This is a genomic window from Saccharothrix sp. NRRL B-16348, from assembly GCF_001280085.1.
Classification (GTDB): Bacteria; Actinomycetota; Actinomycetes; order Mycobacteriales; family Pseudonocardiaceae; genus Actinosynnema.
Map to the genome: position 1 here is coordinate 21,537 of NZ_LGED01000269.1, position 21,497 is coordinate 43,033.

General features: G+C 71.2%; 26 protein-coding genes and 1 pseudogene. 11 read left to right on the top strand and 16 right to left on the bottom strand.

The window, feature by feature from the left end:
* Nucleotide 1 precedes the first annotated feature (1 nt).
* The 4 genes from ADK67_RS44940 to ADK67_RS44955 all read left to right on the top strand — a co-directional run bounded on the left by ADK67_RS44940 (nt 2) and on the right by ADK67_RS44955 (nt 2,734).
* Nucleotides 2-733, top strand: a complete 732-nt coding sequence (locus ADK67_RS44940) for a peptidase E (RefSeq protein WP_053722738.1) — start codon at nt 2-4, stop codon at nt 731-733.
* Between the two features lie 16 nt (nt 734-749).
* Nucleotides 750-1,625: a serine hydrolase gene (locus tag ADK67_RS44945; RefSeq protein WP_157621605.1), complete on the top strand. Its 876-nt coding sequence runs from the start codon at nt 750-752 to the stop codon at nt 1,623-1,625.
* Nucleotides 1,626-1,796: 171 nt separating this feature from the next.
* Nucleotides 1,797-2,186: a hypothetical protein gene (locus ADK67_RS44950; RefSeq protein WP_053722740.1), complete on the top strand. Its 390-nt coding sequence runs from the start codon at nt 1,797-1,799 to the stop codon at nt 2,184-2,186.
* A gap of 83 nt (nt 2,187-2,269) precedes the next feature.
* On the top strand, nt 2,270-2,734 hold the full coding sequence (locus tag ADK67_RS44955; protein WP_053722741.1) for a DUF6194 family protein: 465 nt from the start codon (nt 2,270-2,272) through the stop codon (nt 2,732-2,734).
* A 36-nt stretch (nt 2,735-2,770) separates the two neighbouring features.
* Here the strand turns inward: ADK67_RS44955 and ADK67_RS44960 are convergent, their stop codons facing one another.
* Nucleotides 2,771-4,213, bottom strand: a complete 1,443-nt coding sequence (locus ADK67_RS44960; RefSeq protein ID WP_053722742.1) for a SulP family inorganic anion transporter — start codon at nt 4,211-4,213, stop codon at nt 2,771-2,773.
* Between the two features lie 708 nt (nt 4,214-4,921).
* Here ADK67_RS44960 and ADK67_RS44965 point away from each other — a divergent pair.
* Nucleotides 4,922-5,842: an SEC-C metal-binding domain-containing protein gene (locus ADK67_RS44965; protein ID WP_053722743.1), complete on the top strand. Its 921-nt coding sequence runs from the start codon at nt 4,922-4,924 to the stop codon at nt 5,840-5,842.
* A gap of 13 nt (nt 5,843-5,855) precedes the next feature.
* On the opposite strand, the gene ADK67_RS44970 is transcribed toward ADK67_RS44965, so the two are convergent.
* On the bottom strand, nt 5,856-6,275 hold the full coding sequence (locus ADK67_RS44970; protein ID WP_231648684.1) for an anthrone oxygenase family protein: 420 nt from the start codon (nt 6,273-6,275) through the stop codon (nt 5,856-5,858).
* A gap of 95 nt (nt 6,276-6,370) precedes the next feature.
* On the opposite strand from ADK67_RS44970, the gene ADK67_RS44975 reads away from it, so the two are divergent.
* A complete protein-coding gene (locus ADK67_RS44975) occupies nt 6,371-7,297 on the top strand; it encodes an AraC family transcriptional regulator (protein WP_053722745.1) in 927 nt (308 codons plus the stop codon).
* Nucleotides 7,298-7,300: 3 nt separating this feature from the next.
* Here ADK67_RS44975 and ADK67_RS44980 read toward each other — a convergent pair whose 3' ends face one another.
* Complete coding sequence (locus tag ADK67_RS44980; RefSeq protein WP_053722746.1) at nt 7,301-8,686, bottom strand: glycine--tRNA ligase; 1,386 nt, start codon at nt 8,684-8,686, stop codon at nt 7,301-7,303.
* A gap of 122 nt (nt 8,687-8,808) precedes the next feature.
* The gene (locus ADK67_RS44985; protein WP_053722747.1) at nt 8,809-9,189 is read right to left on the bottom strand and encodes an antibiotic biosynthesis monooxygenase family protein; all 381 of its coding nucleotides are present in this window, start codon (nt 9,187-9,189) and stop codon (nt 8,809-8,811) included.
* A 17-nt stretch (nt 9,190-9,206) separates the two neighbouring features.
* On the opposite strand from ADK67_RS44985, the gene ADK67_RS44990 reads away from it, so the two are divergent.
* Genes ADK67_RS44990 through ADK67_RS45000 form a run of 3 tightly spaced genes read left to right on the top strand, consistent with a single transcriptional unit; the run spans nt 9,207 to nt 10,363 of the window.
* Entirely contained in the window at nt 9,207-9,473 is a 267-nt protein-coding gene (locus ADK67_RS44990) for a DUF6703 family protein (protein ID WP_082404796.1), read from the top strand.
* A gap of 45 nt (nt 9,474-9,518) precedes the next feature.
* Entirely contained in the window at nt 9,519-9,923 is a 405-nt protein-coding gene (locus ADK67_RS44995; RefSeq protein ID WP_053722748.1) for an ArsR/SmtB family transcription factor, read from the top strand.
* A complete protein-coding gene (locus tag ADK67_RS45000) occupies nt 9,920-10,363 on the top strand; it encodes a Fur family transcriptional regulator (RefSeq protein WP_053722749.1) in 444 nt (147 codons plus the stop codon). The genes ADK67_RS44995 and ADK67_RS45000 overlap by 4 nt, the downstream gene beginning before the upstream one ends.
* Nucleotide 10,364: 1 nt before the next feature.
* On the opposite strand, the gene ADK67_RS45005 is transcribed toward ADK67_RS45000, so the two are convergent.
* Nucleotides 10,365-11,084: a TIGR03943 family putative permease subunit gene (locus ADK67_RS45005; RefSeq protein WP_053722750.1), complete on the bottom strand. Its 720-nt coding sequence runs from the start codon at nt 11,082-11,084 to the stop codon at nt 10,365-10,367.
* A 13-nt stretch (nt 11,085-11,097) separates the two neighbouring features.
* Nucleotides 11,098-12,108 carry a permease gene (locus tag ADK67_RS45010; RefSeq protein WP_053722751.1) on the bottom strand — a complete coding sequence of 337 codons (1,011 nt, stop codon included), beginning with the start codon at nt 12,106-12,108 and terminating at the stop codon, nt 11,098-11,100.
* A 99-nt stretch (nt 12,109-12,207) separates the two neighbouring features.
* Between ADK67_RS45010 and ADK67_RS45015 the strand changes: the two genes are divergently transcribed.
* A complete protein-coding gene (locus ADK67_RS45015; protein WP_053722752.1) occupies nt 12,208-12,843 on the top strand; it encodes a class I SAM-dependent methyltransferase in 636 nt (211 codons plus the stop codon).
* A gap of 19 nt (nt 12,844-12,862) precedes the next feature.
* Here the strand turns inward: ADK67_RS45015 and ADK67_RS45020 are convergent, their stop codons facing one another.
* The 6 genes from ADK67_RS45020 to era all read right to left on the bottom strand — a co-directional run bounded on the left by ADK67_RS45020 (nt 12,863) and on the right by era (nt 17,584).
* The gene (locus ADK67_RS45020; RefSeq protein ID WP_053722753.1) at nt 12,863-13,558 is read right to left on the bottom strand and encodes a hypothetical protein; all 696 of its coding nucleotides are present in this window, start codon (nt 13,556-13,558) and stop codon (nt 12,863-12,865) included.
* A 778-nt stretch (nt 13,559-14,336) separates the two neighbouring features.
* A complete protein-coding gene (locus ADK67_RS45025; RefSeq protein ID WP_053722754.1) occupies nt 14,337-14,609 on the bottom strand; it encodes a hypothetical protein in 273 nt (90 codons plus the stop codon).
* Entirely contained in the window at nt 14,609-15,037 is a 429-nt protein-coding gene (locus ADK67_RS45030; RefSeq protein WP_157621607.1) for a YbjN domain-containing protein, read from the bottom strand. Before ADK67_RS45030 ends, ADK67_RS45025 begins: the two co-directional genes overlap by 1 nt.
* Complete coding sequence (locus ADK67_RS45035; protein WP_053722755.1) at nt 15,038-15,856, bottom strand: isoprenyl transferase; 819 nt, start codon at nt 15,854-15,856, stop codon at nt 15,038-15,040.
* 66 nt (nt 15,857-15,922) lie between these two features.
* A complete protein-coding gene (recO, locus tag ADK67_RS45040) occupies nt 15,923-16,675 on the bottom strand; it encodes a DNA repair protein RecO (RefSeq protein WP_053722756.1) in 753 nt (250 codons plus the stop codon).
* A 12-nt stretch (nt 16,676-16,687) separates the two neighbouring features.
* The gene (gene era, locus ADK67_RS45045) at nt 16,688-17,584 is read right to left on the bottom strand and encodes a GTPase Era (RefSeq protein WP_053722757.1); all 897 of its coding nucleotides are present in this window, start codon (nt 17,582-17,584) and stop codon (nt 16,688-16,690) included.
* A gap of 249 nt (nt 17,585-17,833) precedes the next feature.
* Here era and ADK67_RS45050 point away from each other — a divergent pair, with 249 nt between their 5' ends.
* Nucleotides 17,834-18,721, top strand: coding sequence for an ester cyclase (locus ADK67_RS45050; protein ID WP_053722758.1), 888 nt, complete (start codon nt 17,834-17,836; stop codon nt 18,719-18,721).
* 16 nt (nt 18,722-18,737) lie between these two features.
* Here ADK67_RS45050 and ADK67_RS45055 read toward each other — a convergent pair whose 3' ends face one another.
* The 4 genes and pseudogenes from ADK67_RS45055 to ADK67_RS54420 form a co-directional block, all read right to left on the bottom strand.
* Complete coding sequence (locus ADK67_RS45055) at nt 18,738-19,076, bottom strand: hypothetical protein (RefSeq protein ID WP_053722759.1); 339 nt, start codon at nt 19,074-19,076, stop codon at nt 18,738-18,740.
* Nucleotides 19,069-20,367, bottom strand: coding sequence for a hemolysin family protein (locus tag ADK67_RS45060; RefSeq protein ID WP_053722760.1), 1,299 nt, complete (start codon nt 20,365-20,367; stop codon nt 19,069-19,071). The genes ADK67_RS45055 and ADK67_RS45060 overlap by 8 nt, the downstream gene beginning before the upstream one ends.
* 13 nt (nt 20,368-20,380) lie before the next feature.
* Entirely contained in the window at nt 20,381-20,935 is a 555-nt protein-coding gene (gene ybeY, locus ADK67_RS45065; RefSeq protein ID WP_053722761.1) for an rRNA maturation RNase YbeY, read from the bottom strand.
* A gap of 5 nt (nt 20,936-20,940) precedes the next feature.
* A pseudogene (locus ADK67_RS54420) lies at nt 20,941-21,306 on the bottom strand (PhoH family protein); the annotation flags it as partial.
* Between the last annotated feature and the right edge of the window lie 191 nt (nt 21,307-21,497).

Sequence of the window (21,497 nt, forward strand, 5' to 3'; positions counted from 1 at the left end):
CATGGCAGCAGACCAGCCGACGATCGTGGCGACCTCAGGCGGATTCCGCGCCGGGCGGCGCACCAACCTGGAGTTCCACCGACTCGTCCACCACGCCGTCGACCTGTCCGGGGTGCACGGCCGCAAGCCGCGGCTGTGCCACGTCGGCACGGCCTCGGGCGACCAGCGGTGGTTCAACGCGGACATCTCCGAAGCCGGGCAGCTGGCGGGCTGGGAGGTGTCGCACCTGAACCTGTTCACCATGCCGCCGACCACCGACGTCGCGGGCTTCCTCGGCGCGCACGACGTCGTGTGGGTGGGCGGTGGCTCGGTGGCGAACCTGCTGGCCGTGTGGGAGGTGCACGACCTGGGGTCGGCGCTGCGGGCCGCGTGGCTGGACGGCGTCGTGCTCGGTGGCGTGTCCGCCGGGTCGATCTGCTGGTTCCTGGGCGGTTCGACGGACTCGTTCGGGCCGGAGCTGCGCGTGATCACCAACGGTCTCGGCTTCCTGCCGTACGGCAACGGCGTGCACTACGACAGCGAGGCGGCGCGGCGGCCGACGATCCACGCGGCGGTGGCGGCGGGCGTGCTGCCGGTGACGCACTGCACCGACGACGGCGCCGGGCTCGTCTACCACGGCGCCGAACTCGTGGAGGCGGTGTCCGAACGGCGCAACGGCGGCGCGTACGTGGTGCGACGTGACGAATCTTCAGGAACCGCACAGGAGGAATCGCTCGACGTCAGGCGGTTGTGAAACGGACTGTTGAGGTGTGGGAAGACGCTGGTGGGTGGTCGCGGTCGCGGTGATCGCGGGCGTGGTCGCGTCGGTGGGCCAGAGCGACACGGAGTGCGCCGCGCAGTCATCGGCCGCGCCGCCGAGCGCCGCGAGCACCTCGGCGGAAACCCCGCGTCCGGCCGCGCCACGTGCCGCCGAGGCACCTGCCCCGGACCTCTCGGCGGCGGTGGCGCGGGCGGTCGAGGTCGCCGGCGGCGTCGACCTCGGGCTGGCGGTCGTCGACCTGGAGACGGGTGCGGCGGCCGGCCACCACGCCGACGTCCCGTTCCCCTCGGCGTCGTTGAGCAAGCTGGTGGTGGCCGTGGACATGCTCACGTCCGGCGAGGCGCCCGCCGCCGACCTCGACCGCCTGCGCCGCGCGCTCAGCCTCAGCGACGACGAGGCGATGAACGCGTTGTGGACGTGGCACGACGGCATGGGCGCGGTCGACCGGGTGGCCGCCCAGGTCGGCCTGACCGCCACCCGCGCTCCCGCGGACGCCTCCCAGTGGGGCGACGTGGAGATGTCGGCGGGCGACGTCACCTCGCTCTACCGCCACATCGTGACCGACCTCCCGGCCGCCCACCGCGACTTCATCGTGAGCGCCCTGTCCGCCGCCTCCCCCACCGCCGCGGACGGCTTCGACCAGGCGTACGGCCTGCTCGCGCCGGGCACCGACGCGTACGCCAAGCAGGGCTGGATGTGGTACCTGCCGGCGGACTTCCACCTGCACAGCGCGGGCGTCGTCGCGGACCGCTACGCCGTGGCCGCCCTGTCGATCCAGCCGGGTGTCGCCGAACAGGCCGCGAAGGACTTGCTGACGGCGGTCACGAGCACGCTGGTCGCCGCGCTCACCGATCAGTCCGGCTGAACCAGCCGGACTGCGGTCGCATCAACCCCACCGAGCCGGCCGAACGGCGATCAGCACCGGCATCCACCGCAAACCAGAGGAGCGTGCCGATTGCCATGATCGCGGTGTAACGCCTCGTCCCAGGAGCAGATGAACACCCGACCGACCCCACTCCCACGGAGGTGCGAACAGATGAGCGTCTGGGTCAGGCTCGGCGTTCTCGACAAGGTCCGCGCGGTGCTCGGCGCCGTTCCCATCGTGAACCCGTCCGGCCACCACTTCGGCCGCCCGTTCATCACCGCCTACCAGCTGGCGATCAAGCTGGACGCCGCCTACCCCGATGTGGCCGACGAGCTCAAGGTCGAAATCGGCGGCAGCGGCGTCGGCAAGCACAACAGCTTGGCCCAATACCTGGCCGGCCAGCTGTCCCGCCGCATCAGCGAGAGAGGCGCGACCTATCCCGTGGAGGGTGCGTTCCTGTCCAAAGAACTTCTCACGTCACTCCAGTACACCGCCGGCGACAAGCAGATCACCGGCAGCCTCAACGGCTACGACCTCTCCATGTTCCGCCTGCGGGCTTGACCCGGACTTGAAGGTTTTGCGCAAGCGATCAGGCGAATCTCCACCGAAGTTTGTATTAGCACTTCAACGATACGCTTGAAGATGTGAACGCCGAGGAATTGACCGGACTCATCAGCTCGACCTTCGCCGGCACCCGGGTGATGGAGGCGTACGGCGACACGTTCTTCCTCTACGACCCGGACGGCGACCTCCCGCCCGAACGGCAGCTGCCCTTCGCCACGATCGTCAGCAGTGACAACTACGAGCAGGTCTCCGACCTGGGCAGGCCGGGGGTCTACCGGCTCAACGTCGGGCTGACGAAGGCGACCTACACCGCCCGGTTCGGCGCCGTGCCGACCCGGCGCGACGAGCACGGGGTGTTCGACACCGGGTTCGACTACACGGAGTCGGATCGGTTGATGCCGCACCCTGTCTACGCGTCCCAGCACTGGGTTTGCGTGGTGTCGCCGATCAGGACGACGTTCGACGACGTCCAGGCCTTGCTCGCCGAGGCGCACGAGTTCGCGGCGCGCAAGCACGCCAACCACGCCCGGCGGACCGCGGGGTGAGGCCCCCGGCGCGGGGTCGCCGCGCCGGGGGTCTGCTCAGTCGAACACCGGGTGGATCAGCTCCACGCTGCCGCGTCGCGCGGCCCAGTGGTCGATCGCCTGGCCGCACGCCTGGTCGAGGTGGCGGACGCCGGTCAGGTCCACGCGGACGTGCTTGCTGTCCGGCACGGCCTCCAGGGTTTCCAGCAGGCCCGGCAGCTTGAGGAACGTCGCGTTGCCGCGCACCGCCACGTGGTGGTGGTCCTCGCCGTGCGCGGTCACCGTGACGGTCAGGCGGGACATGTCCCAGGCCGTCTTGACCACCGCCGCCAGCAGGCCGACGAGGGTTCCGGTGAGCAGGTCCGTCAGCACGATCAGACCCGCGGTGAGCACCAGGACGCCGGCTTCCGCCCGGTCCGCGCGGGCCAGGGCCAGGACCTGCTTGGGCGCCAGGAGCTTCCAGCCCGCCTGCACCAGCAGCGCGGCCAGGACCGCCAACGGCACGTACGACAGCACGCCCGGCAGCAGCACGACGAACACCAGCAACCACACCCCGTGCAGCACGCGGGACAGCCGGGTGCGGGCGCCCGCGTCCACATTGGACGCGCTGCGCACGATCACGGCGGTCATCGGCAACGCGCCGAGCACACCGCACACCGCGTTGCCGACGCCCTGCGCGACCAGCTCCCGGTTGTACCTCGTGCGCGGCCCGCTGTGCATCCGGTCCACGGCCGCCGCGCTGAACAGGCTCTCCGCCGACGCCACGAGCGCGAACGTCAACATCGCGCCCAGCACGCCGGCGTCCAGCAGGGAGAAGTCGACCAGGGACACCACGTCGGTCAGCGGACCGACCGAGATGCGCGGCAACGGGAGCAGCACGCCCACCGCCGAGGCGACCACGACGGCCACCAGCATCCCCGGCACGGCGCGCCACGGCGTGCGCTTCCACAGCCACGCCACGACCAGGGTCAGCACGCCGACGGCCAAGCCGCTCAACCCGACCGCCGTCGTCAGCGCGGTCCGGGCCAGGTCGGCCAGGCCGGCGAACTTCGCGCCGGTCGTGCCGGGCTGGTCCTGCCCGGCGAACGGGTAGAGCTGACTCAGCACCAGCACCAGGCCAATGCCCGCGAGCATGCCCTGGACCACGGCGGGCGAGATGGCGCGGAACCAGCGGCCCAGCCGCAGCAGGCCCATCGCCACCTGGAGCAGGCCCGCGCCGAGCACGATGAGGCCGAGCGCGCCCAGGCCGTGCTCGGCGACGGTGTCCGCGACCAGCACGGTCAGGCCCGCCGCCGGGCCGCTGACCTGCATGGTGCTGCCGGGCAGCAGGCCGACCACGAGGCCGCCCACCACGCCGGTGATGATGCCCAGTTCCGCGGGCACGCCGGAGGCGACGGCGATGCCCACGCACAGCGGGAGCGCCACCAGGAACACCACCAGCGACGCGCCGACGTCGGGCCAGAAGGTCGGTTGGGTCGGTCGTTCGGTCCGGGTGCTCACGCGTCACCCGCCGGGACGTTCACCGTGCGTGAGTTCGTGCGCATGACGGATAGCGGCTCGTCGGCGGGCCCTCGTCCCATTTCCTGGGAATCGCGAGGTGACCGCGTGCGGGCATGCCGGAGCCGTTGACGGAATTCCATTCGATTTACCCCACTCGTCGGTGGTCGGACGATGCGATCTACTGGCGGTGGGGTGACGATCAGTTCCGGAACACCTGGAGAGCCGACGGTGTCGTCCAGGATCTGAGGTGTTCTTCGCGGCCTCGTCCTACGGGCGGGCCGGTGCCCGGGGTGGGGCGGCGGGTCGTGCGGGGGATCTCGCGGCACGACGGCGCAGCGGGTCTGGCCGGCCACGATCGGGTGGACGAAGATCGCGGCTCGGGGCCTTTGCGGCACTCGCGGACGGGTTCTTCCTCGGAGCCGGCCACGACGTGGCCGACCGGGACGGCCTGCACGACGCCGACGTGGCCGAACGGCGACGGGGCGAGCACGGCGACGAGCGCCAAAGCGATTGCGACGACAACAACACGCGCCATGACACCCCCCGATGAGTCGCGCCCGTGATCAAGTCTCACGAAGCCGGGTGACGTGACGGTTAATCCCGAACCGCCATCCCGCACTCCGCACCGATATTCACTCGATGGTTCGTGACGCAGGTCATTCACCGGCGATTCCGATCACTCTGAGTGATCAGAATATCCTGCGTCGGGTGGAGACGGGAACGGCCTCGGACATCGCCGCACAACTGGAAGCCGATCTGGCGCAGTACCCGGACGAGCGGGCGCAGATCTTGATGGAGGCAGCCGACGCGTGGCGCCGAGCCGGCGACGACGACCGCGCCATCGCGCTGCTGGAGCAGGTCGTCGCCGAGGGCGGTGAGGACGCCGACGAGGCCCGCGTGGCGCTGGCCGACGTGCTGTTCGACCTCGACCGGGTCGAGCAGGCCCAGGCCCAGCTCGACACCCTTCGGCGCGAGCGGCCGTCGGCACCGGCGCCGTACCACCTGGCGGCCGAGCTGCTGGAGGAACGCGGCGCCCTCGACGAGGCGCTGACCTGGTTCAACATGGCCGTGTCCCGGTTGACCGAGGAGGAGCTGGCGCAGCGGGAGGGCGAGTTCGGGTTCGTCTCCTACGCCAACAACGTCCTGGCCGGCCGGCGACGCGTGCGCCGAGCCCTGGCGATGCCCCCGGACGAGCTGGACGAGTCGGTCGAGTCCCTGGAAGACCACGCGGAGGACTTCGCCCGCGCCCTGACGCCACCGGCGTCGCCGCAGGAGGCGCGGGTGCTGTTCTGGCCTCGCGACGAGATCGCCCGCGCGCACGACACCTGGCCGCAGGTGGTGCAGCACGCCGACGTGGACGTCGCCATCGCCGACCGCGAGGCCGCCAACCGCGAGCTGTCCGAGTCCGGCGTCGCCCGGATCACCATGGTGCCCCTGACCGTCGCCCGGCTCTCCGACTTCGCGGCCAGGACGGGTGGCGATCCCGCCGACGAGGGCACCCGCATGGCGTGCCTGAACGAGATCGTCGCGGAGGGCGGCACGATCGACTGGCCGCCCGCCCGCAACGCGCCCTGCTGGTGCGGCTCGGCCGTCAAGTACAAGAAGTGCTGCGGCCGTCCGGGCCGGTGAACGGGCCGCGGCGCTAGTTGAGGGCCGCCAGGGTGAACGACGCGGCGGCGGCGAGCGAGAGCAGCGCCCGGAGGTGGTTCATGGGCACCCACTCGCGGAGGTAGCGGGTCCAGTACTCGGTCGTGCCGCGCCGTTCCAGCTGGTCGTTGCGCGGGATGTGGAAGGCGCCCGTGAGCACGATCCCGCCGAGGCCGTAGAGGGCCGCGCCCGCCCACGCCAACGGGTCGCCCTCGAACGCCGCGACCACGCCGACGACCGCCGTGCCGAGGAAGACGCCGATGAACGCGGGGTTCACCACGGCGAGGTTGATCGCCCGCATGGCGGCGAGGCCGACCGCAGGCTCGGCCCGCCGCAGACCGGGCATGACCATCGCGGAGAACGCGAAGAAGACTCCAGCCATCATCCCGCAGCCGAGGGCCGCGATGATCGTCACCGTGGGGAACATGGTGCCCAGTCAAGTCGACGGGTCCTGGACTTTCCATCGCTGGACGCCTCGATCGCATACGCGAGCGTCTTAAGCTTGCGCGCGTGGACGTTCTCGCCGGGTTGTTGGACGGGCCGCGCGCCCGTGGCGCGTTCCTCATGCGCACCGTCCTGGACCCGCCGTGGTCGCTGCGCATCGAGGACCGCGCGCCGTTGACCGTGGTCGCGATGGTGCGCGGCGACGGGTGGCTGCTGCCGCACGACGGCGAGCCCGTGCGGCTGGGCGCCGGTGACGTGGCGGTGCTGCGCGGGCCGGACCCGTACGCGTTGGCCGACGACCCGGGCACGCCCGTGCAGGCGGTGGTCCACCCCGGCGAGATCACCACCACGCCGGACGGCGCCGCGCTGTGCGAGCAGTGGGGCCTCGGCGTGCGCACGTGGGGCGCGAACCCCGACGGGTCGGTGGTGATGCTCAGCGGCACCTACCAGTTGGACGGCGAGGTGAGCAGGCGACTGCTGTCGGTGCTGCCGCCGTTCCTCGTGGTGCCGCGCGCGGAACTGCCCCTGGTGCCGCTGCTGGCCGACGAGATCACCCGTGACGAGCCGGGTCAGGAGGCGGTGCTGGACCGCCTGCTCGACCTGCTGCTGATCTCCGTGCTGCGGTCGTGGTTCTGCCGTCCGGAGGCGGAGACGCCGACCTGGTACTCGGCGCACGCCGACCCCGTGGTGGGACGCGCGCTGCGCCTGCTGCACGGCGACCCGGCGCGGCCGTGGACAGTGGGCACGCTGGCCGACGCGGTCGGCGTGTCACGGGCGGCGCTGGCCAGGCGGTTCACCGAACTGGTCGGCGAACCGCCGATGGCCTACCTGACGGACTGGCGCCTCACCCTGGCCGCAGACCTGCTGCGCGAACCGTCCGCGACGGTCGCCGCGGTGGCCCGCCAGGTCGGCTACAGCACCCCGTTCGCGCTGAGCACGGCGTTCAAACGGGAACGCGGCGTGAGCCCGTCCGAACACCGCGCCCACGCGTGAGGGTCAGGCGCCGATCAGGCGGGCGGCGAGGTACCCCTCCAACTGGTCCATCGAGACGCGCTCCTGCGACATGGTGTCGCGTTCCCGCACCGTCACGGCGTGGTCGGTGAGGGTGTCGAAGTCGACCGTCACGCAGAACGGCGTGCCGATCTCGTCCTGCCTGCGGTAGCGGCGGCCGATGGCGCCCGCGTCGTCGAACTCGATGTTCCAGTGCTTGCGCAGGGCGTTGGCCAGGTCCTTCGCCTTCGGCGACAGGTCGGCGTTGCGCGAGAGCGGCAGCACGGCGGCCTTCACCGGCGCCAGCCTGCGGTCCAGGCGCAGCACGACCCGCTTGTCCACGCCACCCTTGGCGTTCGGCGCCTCGTCCTCGGTGTAGGCCTCCAGCAGGAACGCCATCATCGGCCGGCCGACGCCCGCGGCGGGCTCGATCACGAACGGCCGGTAGCGGGAGTTGGTGGCCTGGTCGAAGTACGACAGGTCGACGCCCGAGTGCTCCGAGTGGGTGTTCAGGTCGAAGTCGGTGCGGTTGGCGATGCCTTCCAGCTCACCCCACTCCTGGCCGCCGAACTGGAACCGGTACTCGATGTCGACGGTGCGCTTCGAGTAGTGCGACAGCTTTTCCTGCGGGTGCTCGTAGTGCCGCAGGTTCTCCTTGGAGATGCCCAGCTCGTTGTACCAACGCGTGCGCTCGTCGATCCAGTACTGGTGCCATTCCTCGTCCGTGCCCGGCTCGACGAAGAACTCCATCTCCATCTGCTCGAACTCGCGCGTGCGGAAGATGAAGTTGCCCGGCGTGATCTCGTTGCGGAAGCTCTTGCCGATCTGGCCGATGCCGAACGGCGGCTTGCGACGCGACGTGGTCTGCACGTTCAGGAAGTTCGTGAAGATGCCCTGCGCGGTCTCCGGGCGCAGGTAGTGCAGGCCCTCGTCGGTCTCGACCGGGCCGAGGTGGGTCTTGAGCAGGCCGTTGAACATCTTCGGCTCGGTGTACTGGCCGCGGGTGCCGCAGTTCGGGCACGGCACGTCGGAGACGTCGCCCTCGGCGACCTGCTTGCCGGTGCGCTCGGCGTACTCCTCGACCAGCGTGTCCTGCCGGAACCGCTTGTGGCACGAGTTGCACTCGATCAGCGGGTCGACGAACGCCTCGACGTGCCCGGACGCCGCCCACACCTCGCGCGGCAGGATCACCGACGAGTCGAGGCCCACGACGTCCTCGCGCCCGCGCACCATGAAGTTCCACCACTGGCGCTTGATGTTGTCCTTCAGCTCGACACCGAGCGGACCGTAGTCCCAGGCCGACCTGGTGCCGCCGTAGATCTCGCCGCACGGGTAGACGAACCCGCGACGCTTGCACAGGCTGACGACGGTCTCGATGCGATCGGCTGCCACGGACACTCCATCGGGAGATGCAGAAAGGGACGGAAACGGGGCTTGCCAGGGTAGTCCTTGCCGTCGGGCAGCCCTCGGGCGACCGGGCCACACCCGTGCACGCGTTCCGGTGACGGCGCCGTTCAGCGCGGGGTGGCCGGACCGGCGGCTTCGCCGAGGCGGACGGTGCCCGCGTCGCGCGCCAGCAGGCTCACCTCGCGGCGGACCGCGCCGTCGGCGGCCACCAGCAGCGGCTCGTAGGCGGCGGGCTCGTCGGTGCTCGCCTCGGACAGCAGCGGGATGACGTGCTCGCGCACCTCGAACGGCGACAGCGCCCGCCGGTAGGCCACCACGGAGTCGAACTCGACCGTCAGCACGAAGCGGTCCGCCTCGTCGGTCGACCGCGACAGCTGGGCGCGTCGGCAGCCCGGCTGGGCGGTGAGCAGGGCCAACGCCCGGTCGACACGCTCGGTGAACGCTTCGACTCCGGTTTCCGCCACGGTGAAGCGGCACACGAGCAGCACGGTGCAAGGATGCCACGGTGGCTGGTGACTCGAAGCGGACCCTGATCCCCGGTGCCGGACCGCTCTCGCGGGTGCCCGCGCCGGCGGCGTTCTTGCTGGTCTTGGCGTTGTTCGTGGCAGGTGTGTGGATTCAGGGCACGGTGGGTGCGCTGCTGCTCGGCGTGCTGGCGCTCGGCGTGGCGGTCCTGCTCGCCACGACGTGGCCCCTGCTCACCCCGAGCGCACGCGTATTGAGACTGCTCGTTCTCACCGTGCTGGTGCTCATCACGGTGTCCGTGCTCTAGCGCCGTAGTATCGGTGGTGAAAATCCATACCACGTGGGAGGCGCCGTGACGGTCGGAGTGCGGGGCGAGCACGTGCACTCCCCGGAACGCCGTGTGCCCCCACCGGCGCCGCGGCAGCCCACCCGGACCCTGTCCGCGGCCGGCGAGCTGCTGCGGGCGCTCGCCGCGCCGGTGCGGATCGCGATCGTGCTGCAACTGCGCGAGGCCGACCGGTGCGTGCACGAGCTGGTCGAGGCGCTGGGCGTGGCCCAGCCGTTGATCAGCCAGCACCTGCGGGTGCTCAAGGCCGCGGGTGTGGTGCACGGCGAGCGGCACGGCCGCGAGGTCGTGTACCGGCTCGTCGACGAGCACCTCGCGCACATCGTGGTGGACGCGGTGACCCATGTGGACGAGGGGCCGCCGCGTGGTATCAACCAGACCGACCGGACTCCCCGGACGGAGGAGATGTGACCACTAGCGAGCGCCCGACCACCGCGGTGCCCGGGCTGCGTTCGACCAAGCAGCGCACGGCCGTGTCCAAGCTGCTGGACTCGCTCGGCGAGTTCCGCTCGGCCCAGGAACTGCACGAGGAGCTGCGCAAACGCGGCGAGGGCATCGGCCTGACCACGGTCTACCGCACGTTGCAGTCCCTGGCCGACGCCGGCGAGGTCGACGTGCTGCGCACCGACTCCGGTGAGGCGATCTACCGCCGCTGCTCCCAGCACCACCATCACCACCTGGTGTGCCGCGGCTGCGGCCGCACCGTGGAGGTCGAGGGCCCGGCGGTGGAGAAGTGGGCCGACCGGGTCGCGGCGGAGAACGGGTTCGTCGAGGTCAGCCACACCGTGGAGATCTTCGGCACGTGCCACGACTGCTGTGCCGAAGGTCGTGCCCCGGCCCAGCCGTCGTAGCTCAGCCTTCGTAGGTGTCCTCGGGCGCGGTGATCGGCACGATCTGCGACACGGTGAACGTCGGCACGAACGCGCTCTCCTTGGTCGCCGAGCCGGGCACCACCCGACCGGTGGCCTCGACCCACTGGTCGGTCGGCAGCGCGGCGAAGTCCTGACCCGCCATCTTCGCCTTGACCGGCGAGGCGTCCGCGGCGCAGCACGAGATGGTCAGCCGGGCGATGAACACGTCGGCGTTCTTGCGGACCACGAACCCGGTGAGCTTGACCGTGCGGTCGTCCAGCGAGCCGGAGTCGTCCCACGCGGTGCGGGTGACGAACTCGGAGATGGTGAGCGGGACGACGTCGTCGGACGGCAGCGGCGCGAACCCGCTCGACGCCTTGGCCTCCTGGGCGGCGTTGCGGTCGGACCGGTTGACCGTGTCCGCGCCCAGCGCCGGCGGGCTGATCAGGAACACCGCGAACACGGGCAGCAGCAGCATCCAGGGGCTGCGCGACGTGCCGTGCTCGTGCCCGGCGTGCTCGATCGCGCCGGCTTGCGCCTGGCCGCCGCGGATGTCACGCACGATCGACACCAGGGCCAGCACCACCATGACGCCGCCGGTCACGACCAGCCACGGCTGCAACGACTCCTTGACGTACCGCAGGTACGTGCCGGTCAGCGCGAGCTTCAGCAGCGCGCCGCCGAGCAGGACCAGCAGGATGTTCTGCGTCTCACGCCTCATGGGTTCTCACGCCTCACAGGAACACCGCTCCCGCCGCCAGGGCCGACGCTATCGCCACCACGAACGTAGCGGGTGCGAAGCGCGCCGCGAAGGACTTGCCGAACGCGCCCGCCTGCAGCGCGATGAGCTTGACGTCGACCGCCGGGCCGACCACCAGGAACACGAGCCGCGGCAGCAGCGGCAGCGCCGACATGGAGGCCGCGACGAACGCGTCGGCCTCGCTGCACAGCGCCAGCACCACGGCCAGCAGCGACAGCACCACCACGGCCAGCACGATCTGACCGCCCAGCGTCTCCAGCCAGGCCTGCGGCACGAGGACGTTGAACGCCGCCGCGAACACGCCGCCGAGCACCAGGAACCCGCCCGCGTCGACCAGGTCGTGCCGCGCGGTCTCGGCGAACACCAGCCAGCGGGACGTGCCGTCGTGGTCGGGCAGGCGGCGCAGCGCGCGTTCGGCGATCCACTCGGCCTTGCCGAACCGGGTCCACAGCCAGCCCATGACGACGGCGGTGAGCAGCGCGCCGACGAACCGCGCGGGCACCATCATCGGCGCGTTGGGGAACGCCACGGCCGTGGACACGAGCACGATCGGGTTCACGGCGGGCGCCGCGAGCAGGAACGTCAGCGCCACGGCGGGCGCCACGCCCTGCTGCATCAGGCGGCGGGAGACGGGCACGGCCGCGCACTCGCAGCCGGGCAGGGCCACCCCGGCGACCCCGGCGACGGGCACGGCCAGCGCGGTCCTCCTCGGCAACGCGCGGCGCAGGACGTTGGCCGGGATGAACGCCGCGATCGCGCCGCTGATCAGCACACCGAGGACGAGGAACGGCAGCGCCTGCACGCACACCGCGACGAACACCGTGGACGCCGTGCGCAGCACCGGCACGTCGAGCACGGTGACCAGCCAGTCCTGCAGCAGCAGCGCCGCCACGAGCAGCACGCAGAGCACTTCCAGCGAAGTGATCTTCCAGCGCGGCGGCGGACGGCGCGGGCCGGCGCCCCGGATCTCGCCAGTGATTGTCACTTTCGAGATGATGCCAGAACCACCGCCCGCGGCTCACCCACCTACGTCGGGTCTTCAACCGCCGGCCACGCGACCGTCACGGACGGTAGGTTCGCGGGCGTGGACTGGCACGGGTGGCACGCCGACTACGACCGCCCGGACTCGGGGCTCGCGCGAAGGCTGCGGGCCGTCCAGGCGCAGGTCCGGGCCGCGTTGGACGACCGCCCGCCCGGGCCGCTGCGGGTGCTCAGCCTGTGCGCCGGCCAGGGCCGTGACCTGCTGGAAGTGCTCGTCGACCACCCCCGCCGCCACGACGTCCGCGCGCGTCTCGTCGAGCTGGACCCGCGCAACGCGGCGATCGCCGAGGCGACGTCTCGGGCGGCCGGCCTGACCGGGGTGGAGGTGCTGACGGCCGACGCCTCGCTCACCGACCACTACCGCGACCTGGCCCCGGCGGACCTCGTGCTGGTCTGCGGCGTGTTCGGCAACATCAGCGACGAGGACGTCGAGCGGACCGTCGACCACTGCGCCCAACTGTGCCGGACGGGCGGCACCGTCATCTGGACCCGCCACCGCGGCGCCCCTGACCTCGTGCCGCTGATCTGCGACTGGTTCGAGGACCGCGGCTTCACCCGCCACTGGCTGTCCGCCCCTGACGCTGGCTTCGGCGTCGGCGCCCACCGCTTCCACGCCACCCCACGACCACTGGCCGTGGGCGCGCGCATGTTCACGTTCGTCGGGAACCCCGACGACTGACCGACGATCGCCTCGGCGATCAGCGGCTGACGTAGGAGAACCGCCGCACGTGCGGCACCCACGCCTGGAAGACGGCGAGGTTCAGCAGCGTGACCAGGTCGTGGTGCGCGAGTCCGCCTCGGACATCGGCTCCCCGTGGCGCGTCGAGCACGTCCGCTGCCGGCGAGGGCGCCGCGGCGGTGATCCCGAGCAGCACGACCACCGCCTGGAACTCGCCCGGCCGGTCCTGGTCGCCGAGGTCCCGGGTCGCGCGGATCATCCGGTAGACGTTGAGCAGCCGCTTCGCCGCACGCGGGGTGTCGACCAGCGGGCCGAGCGCGTCCAGGAACTCCAGCTCCGGCCCGGTCAGCGGTCGGGCCGGTGTCGCGGCACGTGGGGTGTCCAGCTGTGCCCCCGGTTCGACGGCCAGTCCCTCGGACGGCACTCGATCGTCCGACGCGGGTGACGGCGCGGGTGCCGGCCTGGCCACCGGCGCCTCGCTCTCGACCATGGACCGCAGGACCGAGCCCAGGTGGCCCTTGGCCATGCCGGGCAGCGTGAAGGGAATGTTGATGATCTTCTCGAGGTAGTCCTCCGGCAGGACCCGCCACGGTGACGCGGCGCTGTCGGCGTCGTGCAGGACCCCCGCGTAGTGGCTGCGCAGGGAACCCACGAGCCAGCGCGGGTCGACGCCGACCACCACGACGAACAGATCCATCGCCAGGAGCAGGTGCACCCAGCATCGACACGTACGTGCCCACGCCGAGCCGGTCGCGTTCCAGCGGGATGGGCTTCGCCGGGTCGACCAGGTCGCTGGACACCCCACCGGCCAACTCGTCGGACCACGCCTCTTCCGCGCCACCCGGCTCGCCGTCGCTCGACTCCCCGATCTCCGCGTGCGGCGCCCGCCTCGCGGGTTCGACCCCGGGATGACCGCCCTCGAGCCACCGGCGCTCGACCGCCTCGACGGTGTCGGCGTGCCGGCCGAACAGCACGACCCGGCGCAACTGCCGCCGAACGGGCGATCGCAGCGCCTCCACCACCGCCGGCACGGCGACCGCGGAGACCTCCTCCGCGGAAAGGCCGAGTGCACCCGTGGCGAGCAGGGGAATTGCGACACCGGTCGCCCCGGCGCGAGCGGCCGCGACCACGGCTGCCCGCGTCGCCTCCCGAACGCTCTCCAGGGTCACGGCACCACGATCGCCGTGTGGCGAGACCAGCACGACGAAGCTCAGAGAACCCACACCCACGCGGCTGGATGGTCCTGGGGTTCGAGGCCGGGATGTTGCCCAGCTCGACCTCGTCGACCGCCGGGAGCCGCTGCGCCCCCACGGCCGCTGCCGGCGGGGGAGCATGTTCACCTTCTTCGGGGACACCTACGACTGACGGGGCAGAGGGCAGCACGCCCTCCACCCCGCCGACGCTACGCAGCGTCCCCGCCAGGCTTCGCAGGAGTCCCCGCCAAGGGGACCCCTGCTTTTATTCTGCCGGCGGGGTCCGACAATTTCGGGTCCCTACTCCGACGCTTCCTCTTCGTCACGCAGCTCGGCGATCGTCGCCAGCACGTCCGCCGCCTCCGTCACCGGCAGCAGCGGCTCGACCACGGCGGTCACGCCGCGGCTCGCGGCCAGCACCTCCTCGGCCAGCCGCACGGCGTCGTCACGCTCGTAAGGCCCGCACACGAACGACGCCCACTCCTCCCCCGCCGACGCCTCGAACGTGATGGCCCACGGCAGGCCCTCCACGTCCGTGTCATCATCGGGCTCGTACACGATCACCCCAGCCATCAGGCACCGTCCCCGGTTCCGGCCAGCAGCTCGTTGCGCAGCTGCGAAGCAGTGGACACGACCAACATCAGCAGCGTGCTCAACGGCTCCGGCTTCAGCCCTTCGGCCGGGAACGCGTAGCGCAACGTCACATCCATCCCGCGCTCGGTGTGCACCACGCCGAGCGTGCCGAACAGGCCCTGACCGGCGCGTTCCGCGGCGGACACGGCGAGGTCGCGGTCTTCCGGCAGGTCCCACGCCACCACGCAGGTCAGGCTGAGCACGGTCAGGCCCTCGGCCAGCCGCATCGCCTGCACCGCGCACGGCACCTCGGCGTGCTGGAAGCTCAGCGCGCCGTCGTCGTCGACGTGCACCTCGTGGAACATCTCCAACGCCTCACGGGCCGCGGTGAGCAGCTCCGCGGTCACCTTGGCGTCCTCGTCGGTCACTTAAGAATCCTCCACGTCGGGCTTGTCAACGGCGCCTCCGAAGCGCCGGTCGCGCATGGCGTACGCCTCGCAGGCGCGCCACAGGTCCAGCCGGTCGAAGTCCGGCCACAGGATGTCCTGGAACACCAGCTCCGCGTACGCCGACTGCCACAGCAGGAAGTTCGACGTGCGCTGCTCCCCCGACGGCCGGATGAACAGGTCCACGTCCGGCATGTCGGGCTGGTACATGTGCTTGGCGAGGGTGCGCTCGTCGACCTTCTCCGGGTTGATCTTGCCGGCCGCGACCAGCCGGGCGATCTCCCGCGCCGCGTCGCCGACCTCGGCCCGCCCGCCGTAGTTGATGCACATCGCCAGGTTCAGCACGGTGTTGTCCTTCGTGCGCTCCTCGGCGACCTCGAGCTCCTTGATGACGCTGCGCCACAGCCTCGGCCGGCGTCCCGCCCACCGCACCCGCACACCGAGTTCGTCCAGCTCGTCGGTGCGGTGGTGGATCACGTCACGGCTGAAGCCCATGAGGAAGCGGACCTCCTCCGGGCTGCGCCGCCAGTTCTCGGTGGAGAACGCGTACAGCGACAGCCACTTCACGCCCATCTCGATCGCACCCTTGGCCGCCTCCACCACGACGGCCTCGCCGCGCTTGTGCCCCTCGATCCGGGACAGGCCGCGCTGGTTGGCCCACCGGCCGTTGCCGTCCATCACGATCGCGATGTGCCGCGGCACGAGGTCGGTGGGCAGCACCGGCGGCGTCGCGCCGGTGGGGTGCGGTTCCGGGGGTCGGGGAACGCGCTGGACGCGCTCAACCCGCCGTCGGCGGAGCATGGCTGTCCTCTCAGGGGATGTGCTGCGGAGGGGGTTTCGGGAGGTTCTCGTGCGGCAGGGCGGACTCTAACCTTCGGTCGGCTGCGCCTTTCTCTCGACCAACGGCAGCGAGCGCAGCTGCCGCTCCAGGTGCCACTGCAGGTGCGCGGCGACCAGGCCGCTCGCGTCGCGCCGGGCGCCGGTGGGGATGCCGTCCACCTCGTCCCACCGGCCGTGCAGCAGCGCGGCGAGCAGGCGCAACGTGTCGGTGGACGGCGTGGCGCTGCCCGGCGGGCGGCACCGCGGGCACACCATGCCGCCCGCGTGCACGTTGAACGCCTTGTGCGGGCCGGGGTCGGCGCAGCGGGCGCACTCGTCGACCGCGGGGGCCCAGCCCGCGAACGCCATCGCCCGCATCAGGAAGGCGTCGAGGATGAGCGAGGCGTCCCGCTCCTTGGCCGCCAGCGCCCGCAACGCGCCCGCGACCAGCAGGTACAGCCGCAGGGCGGGTTCGCCTTCCTCGGCGGTGAGCCGGTCGGCGGTCTCCAGCACCGCGCACCCCGCCGTGTAGCGCTGGTAGTCGTCCACCAGCACCACGCCGAACGCGTCCAGCGTCTCCACCTGCGTGATCACGTCCAGCGACCGGCCGGGGTAGAACTGCACGTCGACGTGCCCGAACGGCTCCAGCCGCGCGCCGAACCGCGACGACGTGCGGCGCACGCCCTTGGCCACCGCGCGCACCTTGCCGTGCCTCTGGGTGAGCAGCGTGATGATCCGGTCGGCCTCGCCGAGCTTCTGCACCCGCAGGACCACGCCGGTGTCGCGGTAGAGGTTCGCCACCTTCGCCAGTCCCTAGAAGCCCAGTCTGCGCAGCTGCTTCGGGTCGCGCTGCCAGTCCTTGGCGATCTTGATGTGCAGGTCGAGGTACACGCGGGTGCCGAGCAGCTTCTCGATGTGCCTGCGGGACGTGATGCCGACCTGTTTGAGGCGTTCGCCGCGGTGGCCCAGGATGATCGCCTTCTGGCTCGGCCGTTCCACGAACACGTTGGCGTGGATGTCCACCAGGTCGTCACGCCCCTCGCGGGGCAGCATCTCCTCGACGACGACCGCGATCGAGTGCGGCAGCTCGTCCCGCACGCCCTCCAGCGCGGCCTCCCGGATCAGCTCGGCGACCAGGGTCAGCTCCGGCTCGTCGGTCAGCTCGCCGTCCGGGTACAGCGGCGGGCCCTCGGGGAGCTTGCCCAGCACCAGGTCGGCGAGGGCGTCGACCTGGTAGCCGTTCACCGCGGACACCGGGATCAGGTCGGCGAAGTCCATCACCTTCTGCAGCGCGAGCAGCTGCTCGGCCACCTGCTGCTGGCCGACCAGGTCGGTCTTGGTGACGATGCCGATCACCGGGGTGCGCTTGGCGATCTTCTCCAGCTCGGCGGCGATGAACTTGTCGCCGGGGCCGACCTTCTGGTCGGCGGGCACGCAGAACCCGACGACGTCCACCTCGGTCCACGTCTCGCGCACCAGGTCGTTGAGGCGCTGGCCGAGCAGCGTGCGCGGCCGGTGCAGGCCGGGGGTGTCCACGAGGACCAGCTGGCCGTCCTCGCGGTGCACGATGCCCCGGATGGTGTGCCGGGTGGTCTGCGGCTTGCTCGACGTGATCGCGACCTTGGTCCCGACCAGCGCGTTGGTCAACGTCGACTTGCCTGCGTTGGGGCGGCCGACGAAGCACGCGAACCCGGAACGGTAACCATCCATCCGTCCATTGTCCCCGCACCCGCCGGCCGCGCCGCGTCAGCCCTAGTCAGTCGTGGTCGACCCCCGTCGAACCGCTCGTGGGGCGGCGCGGACGACGGTGCCCGGTGGCCGGACGACCGGCAGGTTCGGACGGTGCTCATGGACGACGTGATGCACCCTTCTGGGGCTATGCGCTAACCCATTCGAAGGATGCGGCACGACTCGGCGTGACGAGGGAGCCCGCCCGAGCACGACCGTTGGAGGTGGAAGATGACGACGAAGGAAGAACTCGCACGCTTGGACGACGCGGGCATCGCGTCCTGGGACCGGCACGACGCCGACGCGTTCGTCGACCTGTTCGCCGACAGCTTCGAATGGGTGGACGACACCCAGCCCGCGCCGATGCACAGCCGCGACGAGGCGCTGCGGTACTCCCGGTCGTGGTTCACCGCGTTCCCGGACCTGCACCTGCGCGAGACCAACCGGATCATCGGCGACGACTCGATCGCCTCGGAGGTCGAGTTGACCGGCACCAACCGGGGCCCGCTGACCGTCGGCGACCGGCAGATCCCCCCGACCGGCCGGAAGATCTCAAGCCGGGCCACGGTGTTCATCCGGACCGAGAACGGCAAGATCAGGGAGTTCCACACCCACCCCGACGCCATGGGCATGATGGCCCAGCTCGGCGTAATCGACGGTCCCGCTCGCGAGGAGGCCGGCACTAGCAGGGAAGACCTCATGCGCCTGAACGACGAGCTGGTCGAGTCGTTCAACCGACGGGACGCGGACGCCTTCCTCGACTCGATGGCGGACGACTTCGTGTGGATCGACGACGCCGCGCCGGAACCGATCCGCGACCGCGACACCGCACGCCGGTACATGCAGGGCTGGCTGACCGCGTTCCCGGACATGCGGATACGCGAGACCAACGTGGTCGTCGGCGACGACTCGGTGGCAGCCGAACAGGAGTTCACCGGCACCAACACCGGCGAACTGGACCTCGGCGGCGGCAACCGCGCCCCCGCGACCGGCCGGAAGATCACCATGCGCGGCTCGTCCTTCTTCCGGGCGCGCAACGGCAAGATCACCGAGTTCCACAGCTACGGCGACACCCTGGGCATGTTGTCGCAGCTCGGCCTGGCCGAACCACCCGCCTGAACCCGGTCGACCCGGGTCAACCCACCACGGTCTCCTGCACGGCGCCGGACGCGTCGGCGCGCAGCACCGGCGCGCCGGCGGTCAGGTCGCGGACCGCCGCCACGGAGTCGGCGTCCACCTCGGTCGAAGCGGTGACGACGGCTGCGGCTTCCAAGCCCTCCGCGCCGCTCGACACGGCCGCGGCGACGGCGGCCTGGAGGGCGGTGAGCTGGAGCGACGGCAACGCGACCGTGGTCGCCGCGTAGGTCCGGCCGTCGGTGTCACGCACCGCCGCGCCCTCCGCCGCACCCGTGCGAGCCCGCGCCGAGCGCGCCAGCGTGACGATCTTCTGGTCCTCGGGGTCGAGGTCACTCACCGGTGGTCCCCTCGCTGTTGTCGCCGTTGTTCACCGGGCGCACGAGCACCGTCGTGATGCGCATCCGCCCGCGTTCATCCTTGCCGCCCTCGGCCCGCATCCGCAGGCCCGCGATCTCGGCTTCCGTGCCCGGCAGCGGCACGCGGCCCAGGCGCTGCGCCAGCAGGCCGCCGACCGTCTCCACCTCGTGGTCGTCCAGCTCCGTGCCGAACAACGCGTCCAGGTCGTCCACCGGCAGCCGCGCGCTGACCCGCACCGAACCGTCGGTGAGGTGCTCGACCGGCGGCCGGTCGTCGGTGTCGGACTCGTCGGTGATCTCGCCGACGATCTCCTCCAGGATGTCCTCGATGGTGAGCAGGCCGGCCGTGCCGCCGTACTCGTCCACCACGACCGCCAGGTGGTTGCGCGACAGCTGCATCTCCCGCAGCAGGTCCGCGATCGGCTTCGAGTCCGGGATGAACGACGCCGGCTTCATCACGTCCGCCACCGACGTGCCGTTCGGCTCCTCGGCCAACGTCAGCCGCACCAGGTCCTTCAGGTTCACCACGCCGACGATGTCGTCCACGCTCTCCCCGATCACCGGCACCCGCGTGTACCCGGTGCGCAGCGACAGGGCCAATGCCTGGCGGATCGACTTGGTCTGCTCGATCCACACGATCTCGGTGCGCGGCACCATCACCTCACGCGCGATCGTGTCACCCAGCTCGAAGACCGAGTGGATCATCTCCCGCTCGCCCTCGTCCACGACGCCGCGTTCCTGCGCCATGTCGACCAGCTCGCGCAGCTCGACCTCGGACGAGAACGGGCCCTCGCGGAAACCCTTGCCGGGCGTGATCGCGTTGCCGACCAGGATCAGCAGCTTGCTCAACGGGCCGAGCACGCGGCCGAGCACCCGGATCGGGCCGGCCGCGAGCAGGCTCACCGCGTACGGGTGCTGCCTGCCGAGCGTCCGCGGGCCCACGCCGACCAGCACGTACGACACCACGAGCATGCTCAGCCCGGCGACCAGCATCGCCACCCAGTCGGTGGCGATGAGGCCGAGGCACACCACGGTCACCAGCACCGTCGCCGCCAGCTCGCAGCCCAGGCGCAGCAACAGCAGCAGGTTCACGTGCCGCGGCCGGTCGGCCAGCAGCTGGATCAGGTGCCCCGTGCCCGCCCGGCCCTGCCGCTGCAACGCCTCGACGCGTGCCCGCGACACCGTGCCCAGCGCCGCGTCCACGCCCGCGAACGCGCCCGCCGACAACACCAACACCACGGCCAGCACCAGCAAGCCGGCGGAACCGCCCATCAGCTCGACCGCCTCAGGCTGTCGGGTCGGGCCGGTCCGCGTCTTCCAGGCCGACCGCCCCGAGGAGCTTCGAGTCGGCCTCGCGCTGCGCCGACTTGCGCTCCGCCTCGGCCGCCGCGGTGCGGAAGTCGCCCAGGATGCGGTTCTGCAGCGTGAACATCTCCCGCTCCTCGGCAGGCTCCGCGTGGTCGTAGCCGAGCAGGTGCAGTACGCCGTGCACGGTCAGCAGGTGCAGCTCGTCCAGCAGGCTGTGGCCCGCCTTCTTCGCCTGGTCCTTGGCGAAGTCCGGGCACAGCACGATGTCGCCGAGCAGCGCCGGGCCGAGACCCGCCGCGTCCGGTCGGCGCGCCGAGTCCAGCTCGTCCATCGGGAACGCCATCACGTCCGTCGGGCCGGGCAGGTCCATCCAGCGCTGGTGCAGGTCCGCCATCACGTCCAGCTCGACCAGCAGGACGGACAGCTCGGCCAACGGGCTGACGCCCATTCGGTCCAGGGCGAACCGGGCGGCGGCGACGATGGACGGCTCGTCCACGTTCACGCCCGACTCGTTCGCGATCTCGATGCTCACGGCGCCTATCGTCCCCGGCGTTGCCCGCGCGACCGCGCACCGGGTCCGGCGTGGTGCTGGTGCCGGTCGGCCGCGTCGCCTTCGTCCTGCTCGACCTGCCACTTCTCGTAGGCGTCCACGATGTCCGCGACCAGGCGGTGGCGGACCACGTCGTTGCTGGTCAGGATGGAGAAGTGGACGTCGTCCACGCCTTCGAGGATGTCCTTGACGACCTTCAGACCACTGCGCTGCCCGCCGGGCAGGTCGATCTGCGTGATGTCACCGGTCACCACGATCTTCGAGCCGAAACCCAATCGGGTGAGGAACATCTTCATCTGTTCGGGCGTCGTGTTCTGCGCCTCGTCCAGGATGATGAACGCGTCGTTGAGCGTGTTGTGGGTCAGCAGGTAGTCCTCGGTGACGTACAGCGAGTCCGCCGCGGCCACCTGGATGCACACAGCCTCGGCGCGGCCCGCAGGTTCGATGCTGTCGATGAACCGCATGGGCTGCCCACCTCCACCGGCCGCGAGGTACTTCTCCCGCTTGCGGGCGAGCCGGAAGGGCTCGACGCCCTCGGGCAACC

What these genes read in the sequence shown, in the direction of transcription:
- ADK67_RS44940 (WP_053722738.1), top strand. Translation starts at nt 2, where the DNA reads ATGGCAGCAGACCAGCCGACGATCGTGGCGACCTCAGGCGGATTCCGC.
- ADK67_RS44950 (WP_053722740.1), top strand. Translation starts at nt 1,797, where the DNA reads ATGAGCGTCTGGGTCAGGCTCGGCGTTCTCGACAAGGTCCGCGCGGTG.
- ADK67_RS45005 (WP_053722750.1), bottom strand. Translation starts at nt 11,084, where the DNA reads ATGAGGCGTGAGACGCAGAACATCCTGCTGGTCCTGCTCGGCGGCGCG.
- ADK67_RS45025 (WP_053722754.1), bottom strand. Translation starts at nt 14,609, where the DNA reads ATGGCTGGGGTGATCGTGTACGAGCCCGATGATGACACGGACGTGGAG.
- ADK67_RS45035 (WP_053722755.1), bottom strand. Translation starts at nt 15,856, where the DNA reads ATGCTCCGCCGACGGCGGGTTGAGCGCGTCCAGCGCGTTCCCCGACCC.
- era (WP_053722757.1), bottom strand. Translation starts at nt 17,584, where the DNA reads ATGGATGGTTACCGTTCCGGGTTCGCGTGCTTCGTCGGCCGCCCCAAC.
- ADK67_RS45050 (WP_053722758.1), top strand. Translation starts at nt 17,834, where the DNA reads ATGACGACGAAGGAAGAACTCGCACGCTTGGACGACGCGGGCATCGCG.
- ADK67_RS45060 (WP_053722760.1), bottom strand. Translation starts at nt 20,367, where the DNA reads ATGGGCGGTTCCGCCGGCTTGCTGGTGCTGGCCGTGGTGTTGGTGTTG.